Genomic DNA, 16260 nt, shown 5'->3' on the forward strand with positions numbered 1-16260 from the left:
ACCCCTCATCGCATTGTAATATCTCTATTTTAACAGAAAATATAAAAACCTCAATCACGAATGGAAAGAAGGAACATAAAATGACAACACGTATCGTAGAAAACTTTATGAAATTAGTACAAATTGATTCTGAAACGAAAGATGAGCGAGCGATTGCGGATCATTTAATCGCAGCGTTTCAAGAGCGAGGCTATCATGTCGTAGAAGATGATTCTGCACAGCGCTCTGGTCACGGAGCAGGAAATTTAATTGTGACCATTCCGGGAACGGTAGACGGAGATTACATATATTTTACATGTCATATGGATACGGTGACACCAGGTATCGGGATCCGACCTATTTTGAAAGAAGACGGTTATATTTATTCTGATGGTACGACAATTTTAGGAGCGGATGATAAGGCAGGAATTGCCGCGATTTTTGAAATGTTAGATACATTAAAAGAACAAAATATCGCTCACGGTCCGATGCAAATCATCATCACAGCAGGAGAAGAGAGCGGACTGCAAGGAGCGAAGGCGATGGACGCTAAGCTATTAGAAGCGGAGTACGGCTATGCGGTAGATAGCACGGAGAAAGTAGGCGGAATCGTCGTCGCTGCTCCTTATCAAGTGAAGATGAATGTGACGATTGAAGGGAAGACAGCCCACGCAGGTGTAGCGCCAGAAAAAGGATTATCAGCGATTCAAGTTGCTGCAAAAGCGATTGCCGAAATGAAGCTCGGTCGCATCGATGAAGAAACGACGGCGAATATCGGAAGTTTCCACGGTGGAAAAGCGACGAATATCGTCTGTGATGAAGTGATCATCGTAGCGGAAGCCCGCTCAATTCGAGAAGATAAAGTAGACGCGCAAGTTCAACATATGGTAGACACATTTGAACGGGTAGCGGAAAAATTAGGAGGACGTGCGTTGGTCGACGTTCAAAAGATGTATCCAGGTTTTTCATTTACAGAACAAGATGATGTCGTACAAGTGGCGATGCGTGCCATTGAAAAAATCGGTCGTACTCCAGAGTTAATGGCGAGCGGTGGCGGTAGCGACGGCAATATTTTCAACGGAATGGGTGTACCGACAGTTACTTTGTCAGTAGGATATGAAGAAATCCATACGGTCAATGAGCGCATGCCTGTAGAAGAATTGGAAAAACTACATGAATTATTAACTGAAATTGTCAAAGGAGCGGTGCACGTATGAACGCACTAACCTTCCGTACGAATGGGCAACGATTTGCTTGCAATATCGAAAAAGTACAGTCGATTGAAAATAATTTGCGCGTTTCTTTCGTCCCTAAAATGCCGGCCTATGTCGACGGCTTTGTGAAGCAACAAGGGGAAGTCATTCCAGTATTAGACCTCGGGTATTTATTATATGATCGCAAAACGAGTCGTAAAGATGGCGAGGCGTATATTATTTACCGAGCGGAAGCATTAACGATTGCATTTTTCGTTGAACATGCAGATCAAATTCTTCAAATGGAAGAAAGTAAACTCGCTGAAAAAAGTTTACAAACGTATTCGCAAGTCCCTTATTTTCGAGCGATTTATGATTTACAGGATGAGCTTGTGACGATTATCGATTTCGATATTTTAGTTAATGCTACAGAAGGTATGGAAGATGTTATTGAATTTGCGCAAGATGAGATGAATGAAATGAAGTGATGAAAGTGGCAAAGGTTCGTGTCATTTTACATGTCGATATGAACAGTTTCTTTGCATCGGTCGAACAAGCGGAAAATCCGAAATTAAAAGGCAAACCGATCGCAGTCGCAGGAAATCCGAGAGAACGTCGAGGCGTTGTCGTAACATGTTCATACGAAGCGCGTGCGCTCGGCGTTTACACGACGATGAATGTTGGAGAGGCGAGAAGAATCGCCCCTCATCTCGTCGTCATTCAAACGCGCCATGCCCTCTATCGCCAATATTCGGAAAAAATTTTTGATTTGTTGAGACAATTTACACCTCTTGTCGAACCAGTATCGATTGATGAAGCGTATATGGATATTACGGATATCGGCGGTTTGACACATGCGGTTGAAATTGCTGAAAGTATTCAGAAGCGTTTATTAGCGGAACTTGATCTGCCTTGTTCGATTGGTATTGCGCCGAATAAATTTTTGGCAAAAACAGCATCTGATTTAAAAAAGCCCCTCGGCATTTCGATTTTACGGAAGCGGGACGTACCGCAAGTATTATGGCCACTCCCTGTCATTGAAATGTACGGAGTCGGGGAAAGTACGGAGCAAAAACTGCATGCATTAAACATTCAAACGATTGGTGATTTAGCGAATGCTTCTCATGCCCTAATTAAAGGGAATTTAGGTAAACATGGAGAACGACTGCATGCACGAGCGAACGGAGAAGATACGAGAATCGTTGACCCAGAAGCCGCAGAAGATCGAAAAAGTGTCGGTTCATCTACGACTTTGCCAGCAGATGAGACGGATTCAAATGAATTGTATCGAACGCTCGGAAAATTGAGCGAAAAAGTATCGCGACGCTTAAAAGAGCTAGAGCGAGTAGGTTATACATTAACCGTTCAAATTAAATATGCAAATTGGAAACAACAATCCCGCAGTCATACGTATACTGTGCCGTTAGTGGAAAGTGATGATTTGACGCAAAAGGCCGACCAATTATTGCAACAACTATGGAATGGACAACCGGTCCGTTTGATCGGTGTAACAGTGAGTGAGCTCATTGAACAAACTGACATAGTAGAACAACTGACATTTGATACGTATGAGCGCTACGAAAAAGAAAACGAAACATTGCGGGTGCTACATCAACTCCAACAAAAATTTGGACGCGATGTCATTTCGAAAGGAAAGAAGGAGAGTTAATGGACGTCACATTTCTTGGAACAGGGGCAGGGATGCCATCGAAAACACGTAATACGTCGAGTATGATTTTGAATTTGCGCAATGAAGGGGAAGATTATTGGATGTTTGATTGTGGTGAAGCGACACAACACCAACTGTTGCATACATCGATCAAACCGTCCAAAATTAATCGTATTTTCATCACGCATTTGCATGGAGATCATATTTTTGGGCTTCCTGGTTTCCTCAGTTCTCGCTCCTTCTTAGGGGGTGACACTCCGCTGACGATTTATGGTCCAGCTGGTTTAGAAGCGTGGCTCACACTGACGATGCAAACGACAAAAACCTATATTCCCTATCCCATTCAGTATGAAATTATCGAAGATGGAGCGGTCATAGATTTTCCGAAATTTCGTGTCTCTATACGAAAACTCGCCCATGTGATTGACAGTTATGGGTACCGAGTAGAAGAAAAAGAGCGCTCTGGTACATTATTAATTGAAGAAGCGTTAAAACGGGGTGTACCACGTGGGCCTTTATTAAGCCAACTAAAAAATGGACAAGATATTGTACTAGCGAACGGAACCCTCGTAAAAAGTGAAGAGGTGACGACAGCAAGGCAAAGAGGAAGAGTGGTCACCATTTTAGGAGATACTTCTTACACGAAGGCGTCGGTAGAACTTGCACACGAAGCGGATTTACTCATTCACGAAGCAACATTCGACGATGCGACGTCAACGATTGCGAAACAGTACGGACATGCGACGATACGAGAAGCGGCACAAGTAGCGAGGGAGGCGGGAGTGAAACATCTCCTCGTCACCCATATTAGCGCTCGATTTATGAAACATGACTTACCTACGTTTTTAGCACAGGGAGAAGCGGTTTTTTCACCGATTTCGATCGCGGAAGATTTTATGACAGTGGACGTTCCTTTATATATAAACAACACGACAGTTTAATTGTCGTGTTGTTTTGTCCTTATGCTTTTCCGAGTTCGATGGAGCGCTGTTTCGCTGCACGAACGCAAGCGTGAATCGTCTGTTCGAATTGATGTTCGCGCAATGCCTCGAGACCTGCAGCTGTCGTACCGTTCGGACTCGTGACACGTTCGCGTAATGTAGCAGGTTCTTCTCGCGTTTCATCGAGCATTAAAGCGGCACCTTTGATTGTTTGAACCGCGAGTTTACGTGCCGTCGTTTGATCCAAGCCTTCGCGAATTGCTGCAGCTTCTAATGCTTCGACGAAGAAATAGACGTAAGCGGGTCCGCTTCCTGAAAGCCCAGTCACGGTATGTAACTGTTCTTCCTCCACTTCTTGGACGATGCCAATTGCTTCGACGAGCGACGTTACCCAGCGCTTCGCTTCATCCGTCACTTTCGTATTCCAAGCGATACCACTTGCTGATTCGCCAATCGTAGCAGACGTATTCGGCATGACGCGGGCCACTGCTTGATTTGGGAATATTGTTTCGAAAGTGGAGATTGGTGTTCCAGCAAGGACAGAAACGATGACCGCATTCGGTAGGGCGGCATATTGCGGTAAGACGTCAGTAATTTGATTTGGCTTCGTCGCAAAAATAATTACATCAACATCTTGAATATCTGTCATCTCGCGAAAAGGCGTGACGCCATACTGCTTATGAAGACGTGTGAGACGTTCTTCATTGGAATGATTCGTTACATAAATCGCGTCCGCAGGGACGACTTCGTTTTTGACAACACCTGCAATGATCGCTTCTGCCATTGAACCGGCACCGATAAAAGCAATTTTTTTCATTTCAAACATCCTTTCATAAAAACAAACTTTCTTTTCAGTTTACCATAGGAAAGACCGACAGTTGAAATTGTGAGGAAAATCATGTGTAATAGAACAATATGAAAAATAAAGGAGGGATGCCGATGCGTGAAACGATTACATCGATTTCGATTGATACCCCGTTCCAAGTCGGTCCGATTCATAGTTTTTTACTTCATGGCGAAGTGCTCTCGTTAATCGATGCAGCGCCTAGAACAGAAGTCGCACGCACGCAAATTATCGAACAACTCGCTGCTCAACAAATTAAACTCGAACAAATCGAACAACTTATTTTAACGCATCATCACCCCGACCATGCGGGATGGACTGATTTATTCCCGAACGCTGTCGTGATTGGACATCGTTATACCGGAGAATGGATGGCGCGAAGTGAATCTTTTTTTAACTGGCACTATTCTTTCTTTATGCAAACCTTATTATCTTTCGGGGTACCTGAACACTTTTTATATTGGAAAAAAGCTATAGAAGGTAATTTTCAATATATGGCGCATCGTTCAATGGATCAATTTTTACAAGAAGGGGACCATTTACCTCATCATCCGGATTGGCTCGTCTATGAAACACTCGGACATGCGCAAAGTCATTTTATTTTCGTTCATGAAGAGACAAGAGAATGTTTCGGTGGAGATATGTTATTGTCGGGAACTTTGCCGAATCCGCTACTTGAAGCGCCTTTGGAAATTGGAGCGGCACGTCCGAAGTCACTCGTACAATACCGAGATTCTTTATTGAAAATGCGAAACTTGGAATTAAGTCGTGTTTATGCGGCGCATGACGAGATCATCATCGATCGTCCGAATGAACTGATTGACATGCGTCTTGCACAAATTGAACGTCGTTTGGAACGCTTATGGAAGCATGTAACGGAGCAACCGAAAACTGTGTTTCAATTGACTAAAGAAATGTACCCGACGAAATATGATAAAATATTAGGTCTTACGTTATCTCAAGTGATCGGGCAACTGGATCTTCTCGTATTGCGAGGCGATGTTGTGGAGCATTTGAATTTGTGTGGAGTGTATGAATATGTTCGAGCATAAGCGTGTGATCATTATCGGTGGGACGAGTGGGGTCGGTTACGCTGTGGCAGAACGCTTGCGTGACCAGTGTCAATTGCTCGTACTCGGTCGCAATGAAGTGCGCCTTTCAGAAATGAGGGCATGTGGCTATCATGTTGCTGCTTTTGACGGCTTAAAGGATGCTTGGCGTGATGAATGGCAAGCGGATATTGTCATTTTCAGCGCAGGGTGTGGATTTTTTGAAGCGGCTGTCGATGTGACGGATGCACAAATTGAACAAATGTGTCGCACAAATATTGAAATGCCGATGAAATTAACATCGCGAATTGCACGTCATATGATCGCACAAGGCGGAGGACAACTTCTTTATATCGGCAGTCAAGCAGGGAAGGTCGCGACGCCGAAAGCGAGCGTATATGCTGCGACGAAACATGCACTCATCGGCTATACGAACGCGCTCCGTATGGAACTTGCTCCGCACAATGTGAAAGTGAGCGTCGTGCACCCGGGGCCGATTGACACACCGTTCATCGATTTAGCTGATGAATCAGGGAGTTATAAACAGTCGCTCGGACGATGGCTTCTATCTCCTGAACAAGTTGCTGATGCGGTCATTCAGATTATGCGTACGAGAAAAAGAGAAACGAATGTACCGAAAGCAATGTTTTGGTCGAGTAAATTGTACAATTTAATGCCGAGTCTCGTCGAAACACTCGGTCGTTCATTTTTTAATAAAAAATAAAAGGAGTCCTTTATGTCTAATTACTACACGAAACCGTATAAAAAAAGAAATTACAAACCATTTATTTGGATCGTCTCCATCATTTTAATTGGAGCAATCGCCATCTTATCACGCTTGCCAGGGGTAGAAAATTTTGATGCATTTGATATTACCATTCTTCCGCTCATGAATGCCATTTTCAATAGCTTTACGTTTATTTTTTTAGTACTTGCGCTCATCATGATTAAAAAAGGGAATGTCGATGCGCATATGAAAATGATTTATGCGGCGCTGACGACGACGACACTTTTCTTAGTAACATACGTCACATTTCACTTTTTAGCACCGTCAACACCGTACGGAGGAGAAGGGATTTTACGTCCGATTTATTTCTTCGTTCTCATTACCCATATCGTGCTCGCAGCAGGTATCGTACCACTGGTGCTTATCTCTGTCACGCGCGCATGGAATCGCAATGTCGAACTGCACCGTAAAATTGCTCGCATTACGATGCCGTTATGGCTATATGTTGCCTTTACAGGTGTGCTCGTCTACATTTTAATTCGTCCTTATTACTAATAAGCAAATACATTGTTCTTCTGAAATTCACATGTTAATATACCTATAAGGGTATAGAAAGAGGAGGAACAATAATGGATAAAATTGATTTACTCGTCACATTAACAGCGCATGAGCGCGACAGCAACAACGTCACAATCGCATTTACAATGGGTTGGAAAGCTGCACAAAAAGGCTTGAAAACAGAATTACTTTTATTATCAGATGCGGTTCATTTAGCTTCAAAAGGCTATGCAGAAACGATCGATATCGGTTCACCATTTAAGGCGGTAGGTGAATTGCTTCCACTCTTTTTAGAAGCAGGAGCAAAAATTAAAGTATGTTCCAACTGCATGGAGCACAACGGTGTGAAAGCAGAAGATTTAATTCCAGAAGCGGAAATCGTTACAGCAGACTACGTAGTTGATGCGATTATGGCAGCGGAAAAATCATTGCAATTGAATTAATGGATAATAGCTCATTCCGTAAGTGGAGTGAGCTATTATTTTTTATGGAAGAAAAGTCGTTGTGTACATCCAAAGTATGGAGGATACTTGCCTTCTCACTTGAAATTGACAAATGAAAAAATACATATTATATTGCATGTAGAGTGAACCGGCAAATTCACATTTAGAGGAGAATGAACATGAAGACGAAAGTATTCGGTCAACATGAAGAAGGCACATTGCGCCAATTTCAAAACTGTTTACAAACAGGACGAGTTGGAGGCGGTGTACTTTGTGCAGACGGGCATTACGGTTATAGCCAACCAGTCGGCGGCGTCATTGCCTATGAAGAGCAAGTCGCACCGTCTGGCGTAGGGTATGACATCGCTTGCGGAAATAAAGCGGTCCGTACGAATTTGAAGTATGAAGACATTCGAGAAGATTTACCGAACATTATGGATGCGGTCGCATCGCGTATTTCATTCGGAATCGGTCGGAAAAATAAAGAGCGTGTCGATCATGCTTTGTTTGAAGATGACGGCTGGTACGTGTATCGCCAATTCGGTCAACAAGAACATGATATTTTAAAGAAACTCGCCTATGAACAACTCGGAACGGTAGGAGCGGGTAATCATTTCGTCGATATTTTCGTAGAAGAAGCAACAGGTGATGTTTGGGTTGCGAATCACTTCGGTAGCCGTGGATTCGGGCATAAGACAGCGAGTGGCTTTTTGAATGTCGCAACAGGACGCCAATTTTTAGACCGTGCGCCAGGAGAGTCGATGGAGCAATTGCCAACGCTTTTAAGTTTAGAGGAAGAGCTCGGTCAATTGTATATGGAAGCGATGCGTCTAGCGGGAATTTACGCGTATGCAGGACGCGACGTCGTTATGAACGAAGTGCTCGATATTTTAGGGGCAGAAACAACATTTGAAGTGCACAACCATCATAATTATGCTTGGAAAGAGCAACATGATGGACGTGAATACATCGTCGTGCGTAAAGGGGCAACACCTTCAGCACCAGGGCAGCTCGGTTTTATCGGAGGAAGTATGGGCGATCAATCGGTCATTGTGCGAGGTAAAGATAATGAAGCGAATCGTGAAGCTTGGTATAGCACGGTGCACGGAGCAGGTCGCATTATGAGCCGAACGGAAGCGGCAGGCAAAATGAACTGGAAGACGAAAAAACGCCGTGGTGGGAAGGTGACAGAGCGTATGATGCAAGATGCGATTCGAGAAGCAGGCGTTGAATTGCGCGGGGGAGGAACAGATGAAAGTCCGTTCGTTTACCGGAAGTTAGCTTCTGTTTTAGCAGAGCATGATGAAACGCTCGATATTTTACACACATTGCGTCCAATCGGTGTCGCAATGGCAGGAGCGAATGAATTCGATCCGTATAAAGATTAAATGGACTACCACTTACTGAATGAGTCAGTAAGTGGTAGTTTTTTAAATAAGCAGAAAGATGCATGATTCAATAGTAAATGTTAAAATGAAAAACTATAAGAATGATTATAGTATAAATGAATCGAAAGATGAGAAAAGAGGAGAATCCGTTGAAAGCCATTAATTTGCAATCGATTATTGCGGCGAAACAAAGTTTACCGACGCCGATGCTTGAACGTTTTCTAGATTCTTTCGGAATTGAAATAAAAGCGCACGAACTGGAAGATTTGGAGTTACTCGTCGAAGCGATTTATGAACATGGGACAATTTTCCCGCTTCATAATTTTTTTGTCGGCTATCGCATTGAACAAATTAGTAAAGAGTTTGATTTATTGCGTGTTTGTGATCGGCTCGTCGTTGATATTGAATTGAAGCGTCAACAGACAGGAGAGCGGATGGAGAAACAATTGCGTCAAAACCGATACTATTTAAACAGTTTAAATCGAGAAGTTCACCTCTTTACATTCGTCAGTTCAGAACGAAAATTGTATACATTAAAAGATGACCGATTTGAAGAAACTTCATTAAAGACATTACTGGACGTCTTAGCGAGACAGGAAAATTTGTTGGAAGCGGATGTTGGGCAATTATTTACGCCGACACAATATTTAGTATCCCCATTTAATCAAATCGGTCCTTTTTTAAATTCACAATATTTTTTAACGTCTCAACAACAAGAATTTAAAAATACGATTTTGCATTTATTGCATACGAAGCTAGGCAATCAAATTTTGGCAGTAGAAGGAGAAGCAGGAACAGGGAAAACTTTACTCACTTACGATATTGCGAAGCATTTCCATGATCAGCAACAAGCTGTGACAATCATCCATTGTGGTTTATTAAATGAAGGACATCTCAGGTTAAAACAAGAAGGCTTTGATATTCGAGCCGCTCACGTTTTAGATCATCATTTGCCAAAGTCATCGTTAATCGTCGTGGATGAAGCGCAACGCATGCATCCGAGTCATATTGAAAAATTGCTTACCTATAGTTATCAAAACGATGTCCATTTATTATTTTCTTACGATCCGCGTCAATATATCGGTCGAGAAGAAGCGAAATACCGCAATGAAGAAACATTTCAACGCGTGACGACTGCGGAGCGCCCCTTCAGATTGACTGGACGCATACGTTCAAATAAAGAAATTATTTCATTTACGAAAAAGTTGTTCGACCGTCGTCGTCCGGATCAACTCCGTCCGTATGAAAATATTCATTTTCAATATTTTACGAATTTGCAGGATGCGAAACAATTCGTTCAATTAAAGGCTCGTCGTGGTTGGCAGTTCATCGATTATACTGTCCCACCGATGAACGGGGATTTGATTCGAGAAATGTCGCTCAATTATGAACGAAATTCCCTTCAAGTAATCGGGCAAGAATTTGATAAAGTAATCATCATTATTGGAGAGGCCGTCACTTATAATGAAGAAGGACGTCTCGTCGATCGTACGCCGAATGATTATTTAGCAGCGCATATGATTCATCAAAATATGACGCGTGCGCGCGAGCAATTATATGTCGTCATTTTAAACAACTTAGAAGTGCTCGAAACATGCTTGCACGTTCTTCCATTGAAAGAAGCCGATATGTAAAAGCAGAGAATCCTCGTTGAGAAGATTCTCTGCTTTTTAAAATCGTTTCACATCGACTTTTAAGACGAAATCGATAAAGGCACGAACGACATTTAATGTGAGGGCATCAGACCCGTAATAGAGCCATGTCGGTCGCGTTAACAACTCTCCGTCTTTCGTGATGAGTGGGTTGATGACAAGGTCGGGATTGCGTTGGACGACGAGTTCGGTGACGATACCGTATCCGAGCTTATTGACGATCATCTCTTTACATGTTTCAACTTGGTTGACGTAAATATTTGTGAACGGTTCTTGTTTATATTTCGTATACCACCATTGTTCAACTGTTTGTTTCATTGTCTGATCGGTATGGTAGTCGATGCGCGGAAGCTTCGGTAAGTCGACCCAGTCGAAATCCCAAGGGGAAGCGACGACGATCGACTCTTGATAAAGCAATTGCTTCCCTTCTTGCCACGGATAGTCACCTTTAATGATGACGACATGGACGTCATGATTGAGCAGCTTGCGATACATTTCGCTACTCCACCCTGTAATGACGTGACATTCGACATTCGGATGCTCGCGTTGGAAGAGGCGGAGTAGCTTTGGCATTTTGTTTAAAGCGAAGAAGTTGGAGACGCCGACGCGCAGTGTACCAGCGACCGCTCCTTGTAAATTGTCGAGTTGTTCGCGCATTTTTTCATGTTCACGTTGCATATTTTGCGCGAATTTCGCTAACATGACGCCTTCTGGGGTGAACGTAATGCCACGTCGCTTGCGTAAAACGATCGGAATATCGTATTTTTTCTCTAAATTATGTAAACGTGACGATAATGTAGATTGTGAAACATACAGCTGATTCGCTGCATGAGTGATGTTTTTCGTGTTATATAACGTAACGAGTAGTTCGATATCTTGCCAGTTCATGGTGATTCCTCCTCAGCAATCGATTTTTTCGATGGCTAGTATTCAAAAATGCCTAGTTCACAAATGACTCCACATCCTTTAAAGTAAAGATAAGACGTCGGGCCAGAAATGTAAAGGCTTACACGCTTAGAATTTATTGGGGAGGGAATTGTTATGGAACAGTTTAAACCAGGTTTAGAAGGGGTCGTCGTTAGTGAGACGGAAATTTCAGTATTGGACACGGAGGTCGAAAAAATCGTCATCCGTGGATATGATTTAATCGAGTTAGCGAAAACAAACTCATATGTAGACATTGTACACTTGTTGTTAGAAGGGGAACTACCAACAGATGAGCAACGCCAAGAAGTGGAGAAAAAGCTACATAAGTATCAGGCACTTCCAACAACGGTGCTCGATATTTTGAAACTCCAAAACGGTCGTTTTCATCCGATGGACGCACAACGTACGGGAGTATCTGTACTCGCAGGGTATGATGATGATTTAGAAGATCGCTCACATGCGATGAATATTAAACGTTCTTACATGTTGCTTGCACAATTACCGATCATTACAGCGAACAGCTACCGCATTTTAGTGGATGAACCAACATTGATGCCGAAAGACGATTTATCGTATAGCGCAAACTTCTTGTATATGATTACTGGGGAAGTACCGACAGAACAAGAAGTGAAAATCTTCGATAAATCACTTTTACTTTACAGTGAGCACGAAATGCCGAACTCGACATTTACAGCGCGTGTCATCGCATCGACAAACGCAGATTTATACGGTGCATTGACAGGAGCAGTCAGCTCATTGAAAGGGAACTTACACGGTGGAGCGAACGAAGCAGTGATGCATATGTTGAATGAAGTTTCAACACCAGAAGCATTCGAAGAACTCATCCGTGAGAAGTTGAAAAACAAAGAAAAAATTATGGGCTTCGGTCACCGCGTATACATGGACCGTATGGACCCACGTGCTTCAGTGATGAAAGAGCACTTGCGTGAGCTTTCAGAGCGCGATGGTGACGATACATTGCTCCGTATGTGTGAAGCAGGTGAGCGCGTCATGAAAGAGGAAAAAGGATTATTCCCGAACCTCGACTACTATGCAGCTCCTGTCTATTGGAAGCTTAATATTCCGATTATTTTGTACACGCCAATCTTCTTCGTAGCGCGTACAGCAGGACTGACAGCTCATATTATTGAGCAACATGAGAACAACCGTATTTTCCGTCCACGTGTTAAGTATATCGGACGCGACTACTAATAGAAAATAAATTGTATATGAGAGGAAGAGTTAGATGACTGAATTAACGAATTTAAACGAACGTGTAGAGTATGACGAGATCATCACAGCAATCGCTGATTACGTACTCGACAAGGAGATTGACAGCAAGGAAGCTTTCGAAACGGCACGCTATGTATTGATGGATAGTATTTCATGTGCTATTTTAGCATTAGAGTACCCAGAATGTACAAAAATGTTAGGCCCACACGTGAAAGGGACAATTGTACCGAACGGTGTGCGCGTACCAGGAACATCACATGTACTCGATCCAGTGAAAGGTGCATTCGACATCGGTGTTCTTATCCGTTGGTTAGACTATAATGATACATGGCTTGCAGCAGAGTGGGGTCACCCATCAGATAACTTAGGAAGCATCTTAGCGATCGCTGACTACGTAAGCCAAGTTCGTTTAGCGAACGGTGAAGAGCCAGTAAAAGTGAAAGAAGTTCTTGAAATGTCGATTAAAGCACACGAAATTCAAGGGGTTCTCGCACTTCAGAACAGTTTGAACCGTGTCGGACTTGACCACGTATTCTTCGTTAAAGTAGCATCGACTGCAGTAGCAGCGAAAATGCTCGGTGGAAGCTGTGAAGAAGTATTAAACGCACTTTCAAACGCATGGGTAGACGGCGGAAGCTTACGTACGTACCGTCACGCTCCAAACACAGGATCACGTAAATCGTGGGCTGCTGGAGATGCGACGAGCCGTGCTGTTCAATTAGCACTCATCGCAATGAAAGGTGAAATGGGTTATCCGGGAGCACTTACGACAAAAGGATGGGGCTTCCAAGATGTTCTCTTCAAAGGACAGGAAGTTACACTCGAGCGCGAACTCGGAAGCTACGTCATGGAGAACGTCTTGTTCAAAGTATCATTCCCTGCAGAGTTCCACGCACAAACAGCGGCAGAAGCTGGCGTAACATTGCACCCAGAAGTGAAAGATCGTCTCGACGAAATCGAAGAAATTACAATTACGACACACGAATCAGCAATCCGTATTATCGACAAGCGTGGACCACTCCACAACCCAGCTGACCGTGACCACTCATTACAATACATCACAGCAATCGCATTGATGAACGGTAACGTAGTAGCGGAAGATTATGAAGATGAAGCAGCAGCGAACCCGATGATCGACCAGTTGCGCGATAAGATGGTTGTCGTTGAAAATGAACAATATACGAAAGACTACTTAGACCCAGAGAAGCGCTCAATCGCTAACGCGGTTCAAGTGAAATTTAAAGATGGCACGACGACGGACAATGTTGCAGTAGAATACCCACTCGGTCACCGTTTCCGCCGTCAAGAAGCGTTCCCAGAGATCGTCAAAAAGTTCGAACAAAATATCGCAACACGTTTCGCATCGAAACAGGCGAACGCAATCGAAGAGTTATTGCTTGACGATGAGCGTCTCCAAGATACACCAGTACACGAATTAATGGCATTACTTGCATTCGCATAAGACGTACGCATAGAAAGGAAGATTACGATGACGTGGATTATCCAACAGCCAACGCCACAAGCAGAATTAGCAGAACGCTTCCTTGAACTCGTGAAAAGCCCGGAAATTCTTCAAATTCCGGGTGCTCACGATTCGATGGCAGCGATCGTTGCAAAACGAACAGGATTCGAAGCACTCTACTTATCAGGAGGAGCCTACACTGCGAGTAAAGGAATTCCAGACCTCGGCATGTTAACGTCTACAGAAGTAGCGGACCGTGCACGTGATCTCATCCGCTCAACGAACTTACCGACACTTGTCGATATCGATACAGGTTTCGGTGGCGTATTGAACGTCGCTCGTACAGCAACAGAAATGGTCGAAGCGCGTGTTGCGGCTGTTCAAATCGAAGACCAACAGCTTCCGAAGAAATGTGGTCACTTGAACGGAAAGCAGCTCGTGACGACAGAAGAAATGATGCAAAAAATTAGCACGATTAAGCAAGTTGCGCCGACATTAGTCATTGTCGCGCGTACGGATGCTCGTGCAGTAGAAGATTTAGATAGCGCAATCGAACGCGCGAACAAATACGTAGAAGCAGGGGCGGATGTCATCTTCCCAGAAGCGCTTCACGATGAGAAAGAATTCGCAGAGTTCAGTAAGCGTGTGAACGCACCGTTGCTCGCGAACATGACAGAGTTCGGAAAAACACCGTATTATACGGCAGAAGAGTTCAAAAAACTCGGATATGATCTCGTCATTTATCCTGTGACATCATTGCGTGTTGCAGCAAAAGCATACGAGCGTGTATTTAACGCAATTATGGAAGAAGGCACACAAAAGAGTCAATTGGACAATATGCAATCACGTGCAGAATTGTATGAAACGATTCAATTGCACGACTTCGAAGCACTCGATGCAAATATCGCTCAAACGATTTTACCTGATCAACAAAAAGATTAATTGTACAAACAATCCCATTACGAACGGCAATGTTTACCGCATTGCCGTTTTTTGGTGTTTTCAAAAAGTCGACAAAAAAACGAGCGACAATCATCGCTCGCTTTTGTTTTAGCTATTATGCATGTTTCGCTTGGAATTCTTTCATAAATGTTGCAAGTGCTTCACAAGCTGCTACCGGAACAGCGTTATATGCGCTCGCGCGGCATCCACCGACAGAACGGTGACCGTTTAAGCCGACGAATCCAGCTTCCGCTGCTTCTGCTAAAAATTGCTTTTCTAACGCTTCATCTGCTACACGGAACGTAATGTTCATAAGTGAACGGCTATCTTTGTCCGCATGTCCATAATAAAAGCCTTCGCTCGCATCGATCACATCGTAAATGAGTCCTGCTTTCATTTCGTTTTGGCGATCGACTGCTTCTAATCCACCTTGTTCTTCAATCCATTTTAATACTTCACCTAACATGTAAATGCCGAATGTCGGTGGTGTATGGTAGAGCGAGTTTGAATCTGCATGTGTTTTGTATTGAAGCACCGTCGGATTTTCTTCTTTCGCTGTTTCGAGGAAGTCTTTTTTCACGATGACAACTGTTACACCAGAAGGACCTAAGTTCTTTTGAGCGCCTGCATAAATCATCGCGAATTTCGATACGTCCACTGGTTTTGACATAATGTCACTTGACATGTCAGCAATTAATGGAACATTCACTTCTGGAATGTCTTTAAATTGCGTACCGTAGATCGTATTGTTCGATGTCATATGGATGTAGCGCGTATTGTCTTGTACGTTCCAGTCCATCGGGATATTTTTAAATTGATTGTCTTTTGAAGAGGCTACTTCATATGCGACCCCTTGCATTTTTGCTTCTTTTAATGCCTTTTGTGACCATGAACCACTCATGACGTATCCTGCTGTTTCGCCTTCGCTTAAGAAGTTCATCGGAATCATCGAGAATTGTAAGCTTGCGCCACCTTGCATGAAAATTACTTCATAATCTTCTGGAATGTTGTAAAGTTTGCGCATGCGTTCAATCGCTGCATTGTGCACCGCTTCGTACACTTTGCCACGGTGACTCATTTCCATAATTGACATGCCATTGCCTTCGAAGTCGAGCAATTGTGCTTGGGCACGTTCTAACACGACTGTCGGTAAAGCAGAAGGACCTGCGTTAAAGTTATATGTAGTTTCTCTTGTCAATGGTTCCACCTCGTTTGTGTAATTGAAAAAATATGTTGCTCCTTTATTATAGCGC

The 16260-nt window shown here is 43.3% G+C and carries 16 protein-coding genes; 13 read left to right on the forward strand and 3 right to left on the reverse strand.

Annotated elements, in window-relative coordinates; all coding sequences use genetic code 11:
- Positions 1-80: 80 nt before the first annotated feature.
- Genes IRY55_RS02780 through rnz form a run of 4 tightly spaced genes read left to right on the forward strand, consistent with a single transcriptional unit; the run spans position 81 to position 3782 of the window.
- Positions 81-1196 carry a M20/M25/M40 family metallo-hydrolase gene (locus tag IRY55_RS02780; RefSeq protein ID WP_194561725.1) on the forward strand — a complete coding sequence of 372 codons (1116 nt, stop codon included), beginning with the start codon at positions 81-83 and terminating at the stop codon, positions 1194-1196.
- Positions 1193-1660 (forward strand): chemotaxis protein CheW, encoded by a 468-nt coding sequence (locus tag IRY55_RS02785; protein WP_194561726.1) that lies wholly within the window; start codon positions 1193-1195, stop codon positions 1658-1660. Before IRY55_RS02780 ends, IRY55_RS02785 begins: the two co-directional genes overlap by 4 nt.
- A complete protein-coding gene (locus tag IRY55_RS02790) occupies positions 1660-2841 on the forward strand; it encodes a DNA polymerase IV (RefSeq protein WP_194561727.1) in 1182 nt (393 codons plus the stop codon). The genes IRY55_RS02785 and IRY55_RS02790 overlap by 1 nt, the downstream gene beginning before the upstream one ends.
- Positions 2841-3782 (forward strand): ribonuclease Z, encoded by a 942-nt coding sequence (gene rnz, locus IRY55_RS02795; protein ID WP_194561728.1) that lies wholly within the window; start codon positions 2841-2843, stop codon positions 3780-3782. Before IRY55_RS02790 ends, rnz begins: the two co-directional genes overlap by 1 nt.
- Positions 3783-3801: 19 nt before the next feature.
- Here the strand turns inward: rnz and proC are convergent, their stop codons facing one another.
- Positions 3802-4599 carry a pyrroline-5-carboxylate reductase gene (proC, locus tag IRY55_RS02800; protein WP_194561729.1) on the reverse strand — a complete coding sequence of 266 codons (798 nt, stop codon included), beginning with the start codon at positions 4597-4599 and terminating at the stop codon, positions 3802-3804.
- Between the two features lie 122 nt (positions 4600-4721).
- Between proC and IRY55_RS02805 the strand changes: the two genes are divergently transcribed.
- The 6 genes from IRY55_RS02805 to IRY55_RS02830 all read left to right on the forward strand — a co-directional run bounded on the left by IRY55_RS02805 (position 4722) and on the right by IRY55_RS02830 (position 10425).
- A complete protein-coding gene (locus IRY55_RS02805; protein ID WP_194561730.1) occupies positions 4722-5678 on the forward strand; it encodes an MBL fold metallo-hydrolase in 957 nt (318 codons plus the stop codon).
- Positions 5665-6399, forward strand: coding sequence for an SDR family NAD(P)-dependent oxidoreductase (locus IRY55_RS02810; RefSeq protein WP_194561731.1), 735 nt, complete (start codon positions 5665-5667; stop codon positions 6397-6399). Before IRY55_RS02805 ends, IRY55_RS02810 begins: the two co-directional genes overlap by 14 nt.
- 12 nt (positions 6400-6411) lie before the next feature.
- Positions 6412-6957 (forward strand): DUF420 domain-containing protein, encoded by a 546-nt coding sequence (locus IRY55_RS02815; RefSeq protein ID WP_194561732.1) that lies wholly within the window; start codon positions 6412-6414, stop codon positions 6955-6957.
- Positions 6958-7031: 74 nt separating this feature from the next.
- Entirely contained in the window at positions 7032-7403 is a 372-nt protein-coding gene (locus IRY55_RS02820; RefSeq protein ID WP_194561733.1) for a DsrE family protein, read from the forward strand.
- 179 nt (positions 7404-7582) lie between these two features.
- Complete coding sequence (locus IRY55_RS02825; RefSeq protein ID WP_194561734.1) at positions 7583-8791, forward strand: RtcB family protein; 1209 nt, start codon at positions 7583-7585, stop codon at positions 8789-8791.
- A gap of 149 nt (positions 8792-8940) precedes the next feature.
- A complete protein-coding gene (locus tag IRY55_RS02830) occupies positions 8941-10425 on the forward strand; it encodes a DNA/RNA helicase domain-containing protein (RefSeq protein WP_194561735.1) in 1485 nt (494 codons plus the stop codon).
- 36 nt (positions 10426-10461) lie between these two features.
- On the opposite strand, the gene IRY55_RS02835 is transcribed toward IRY55_RS02830, so the two are convergent.
- A complete protein-coding gene (locus tag IRY55_RS02835; protein WP_194561736.1) occupies positions 10462-11331 on the reverse strand; it encodes a LysR family transcriptional regulator in 870 nt (289 codons plus the stop codon).
- 153 nt (positions 11332-11484) lie between these two features.
- Between IRY55_RS02835 and mmgD the strand changes: the two genes are divergently transcribed.
- The 3 genes from mmgD to prpB are packed head-to-tail and all read left to right on the forward strand — an operon-like array spanning position 11485 to position 15007.
- A complete protein-coding gene (gene mmgD / locus IRY55_RS02840) occupies positions 11485-12582 on the forward strand; it encodes a citrate synthase (protein ID WP_194561737.1) in 1098 nt (365 codons plus the stop codon).
- A gap of 34 nt (positions 12583-12616) precedes the next feature.
- Positions 12617-14065, forward strand: a complete 1449-nt coding sequence (locus IRY55_RS02845; protein WP_194561738.1) for a bifunctional 2-methylcitrate dehydratase/aconitate hydratase — start codon at positions 12617-12619, stop codon at positions 14063-14065.
- A gap of 27 nt (positions 14066-14092) precedes the next feature.
- Positions 14093-15007 (forward strand): methylisocitrate lyase, encoded by a 915-nt coding sequence (gene prpB / locus IRY55_RS02850; RefSeq protein WP_194561739.1) that lies wholly within the window; start codon positions 14093-14095, stop codon positions 15005-15007.
- A gap of 115 nt (positions 15008-15122) precedes the next feature.
- Here prpB and serC read toward each other — a convergent pair whose 3' ends face one another.
- Positions 15123-16205 (reverse strand): 3-phosphoserine/phosphohydroxythreonine transaminase, encoded by a 1083-nt coding sequence (serC, locus tag IRY55_RS02855; protein ID WP_235961003.1) that lies wholly within the window; start codon positions 16203-16205, stop codon positions 15123-15125.
- Between the last annotated feature and the right edge of the window lie 55 nt (positions 16206-16260).

Origin of the sequence: Savagea serpentis (assembly GCF_015351395.1) — a bacterium.
Lineage (GTDB): Bacteria > Bacillota > Bacilli > Bacillales_A > Planococcaceae > Savagea > Savagea serpentis.

Coding starts and splice junctions, on each gene's coding strand:
- IRY55_RS02780 (WP_194561725.1), top strand. CDS start 81: ATGACAACACGTATCGTAGAAAACTTTATGAAATTAGTACAAATTGAT.
- IRY55_RS02785 (WP_194561726.1), top strand. CDS start 1,193: ATGAACGCACTAACCTTCCGTACGAATGGGCAACGATTTGCTTGCAAT.
- IRY55_RS02790 (WP_194561727.1), top strand. CDS start 1,660: ATGAAAGTGGCAAAGGTTCGTGTCATTTTACATGTCGATATGAACAGT.
- rnz (WP_194561728.1), top strand. CDS start 2,841: ATGGACGTCACATTTCTTGGAACAGGGGCAGGGATGCCATCGAAAACA.
- proC (WP_194561729.1), bottom strand. CDS start 4,599: ATGAAAAAAATTGCTTTTATCGGTGCCGGTTCAATGGCAGAAGCGATC.
- IRY55_RS02805 (WP_194561730.1), top strand. CDS start 4,722: ATGCGTGAAACGATTACATCGATTTCGATTGATACCCCGTTCCAAGTC.
- IRY55_RS02810 (WP_194561731.1), top strand. CDS start 5,665: ATGTTCGAGCATAAGCGTGTGATCATTATCGGTGGGACGAGTGGGGTC.
- IRY55_RS02815 (WP_194561732.1), top strand. CDS start 6,412: ATGTCTAATTACTACACGAAACCGTATAAAAAAAGAAATTACAAACCA.
- IRY55_RS02820 (WP_194561733.1), top strand. CDS start 7,032: ATGGATAAAATTGATTTACTCGTCACATTAACAGCGCATGAGCGCGAC.
- IRY55_RS02825 (WP_194561734.1), top strand. CDS start 7,583: ATGAAGACGAAAGTATTCGGTCAACATGAAGAAGGCACATTGCGCCAA.
- IRY55_RS02835 (WP_194561736.1), bottom strand. CDS start 11,331: ATGAACTGGCAAGATATCGAACTACTCGTTACGTTATATAACACGAAA.
- mmgD (WP_194561737.1), top strand. CDS start 11,485: ATGGAACAGTTTAAACCAGGTTTAGAAGGGGTCGTCGTTAGTGAGACG.
- IRY55_RS02845 (WP_194561738.1), top strand. CDS start 12,617: ATGACTGAATTAACGAATTTAAACGAACGTGTAGAGTATGACGAGATC.
- prpB (WP_194561739.1), top strand. CDS start 14,093: ATGACGTGGATTATCCAACAGCCAACGCCACAAGCAGAATTAGCAGAA.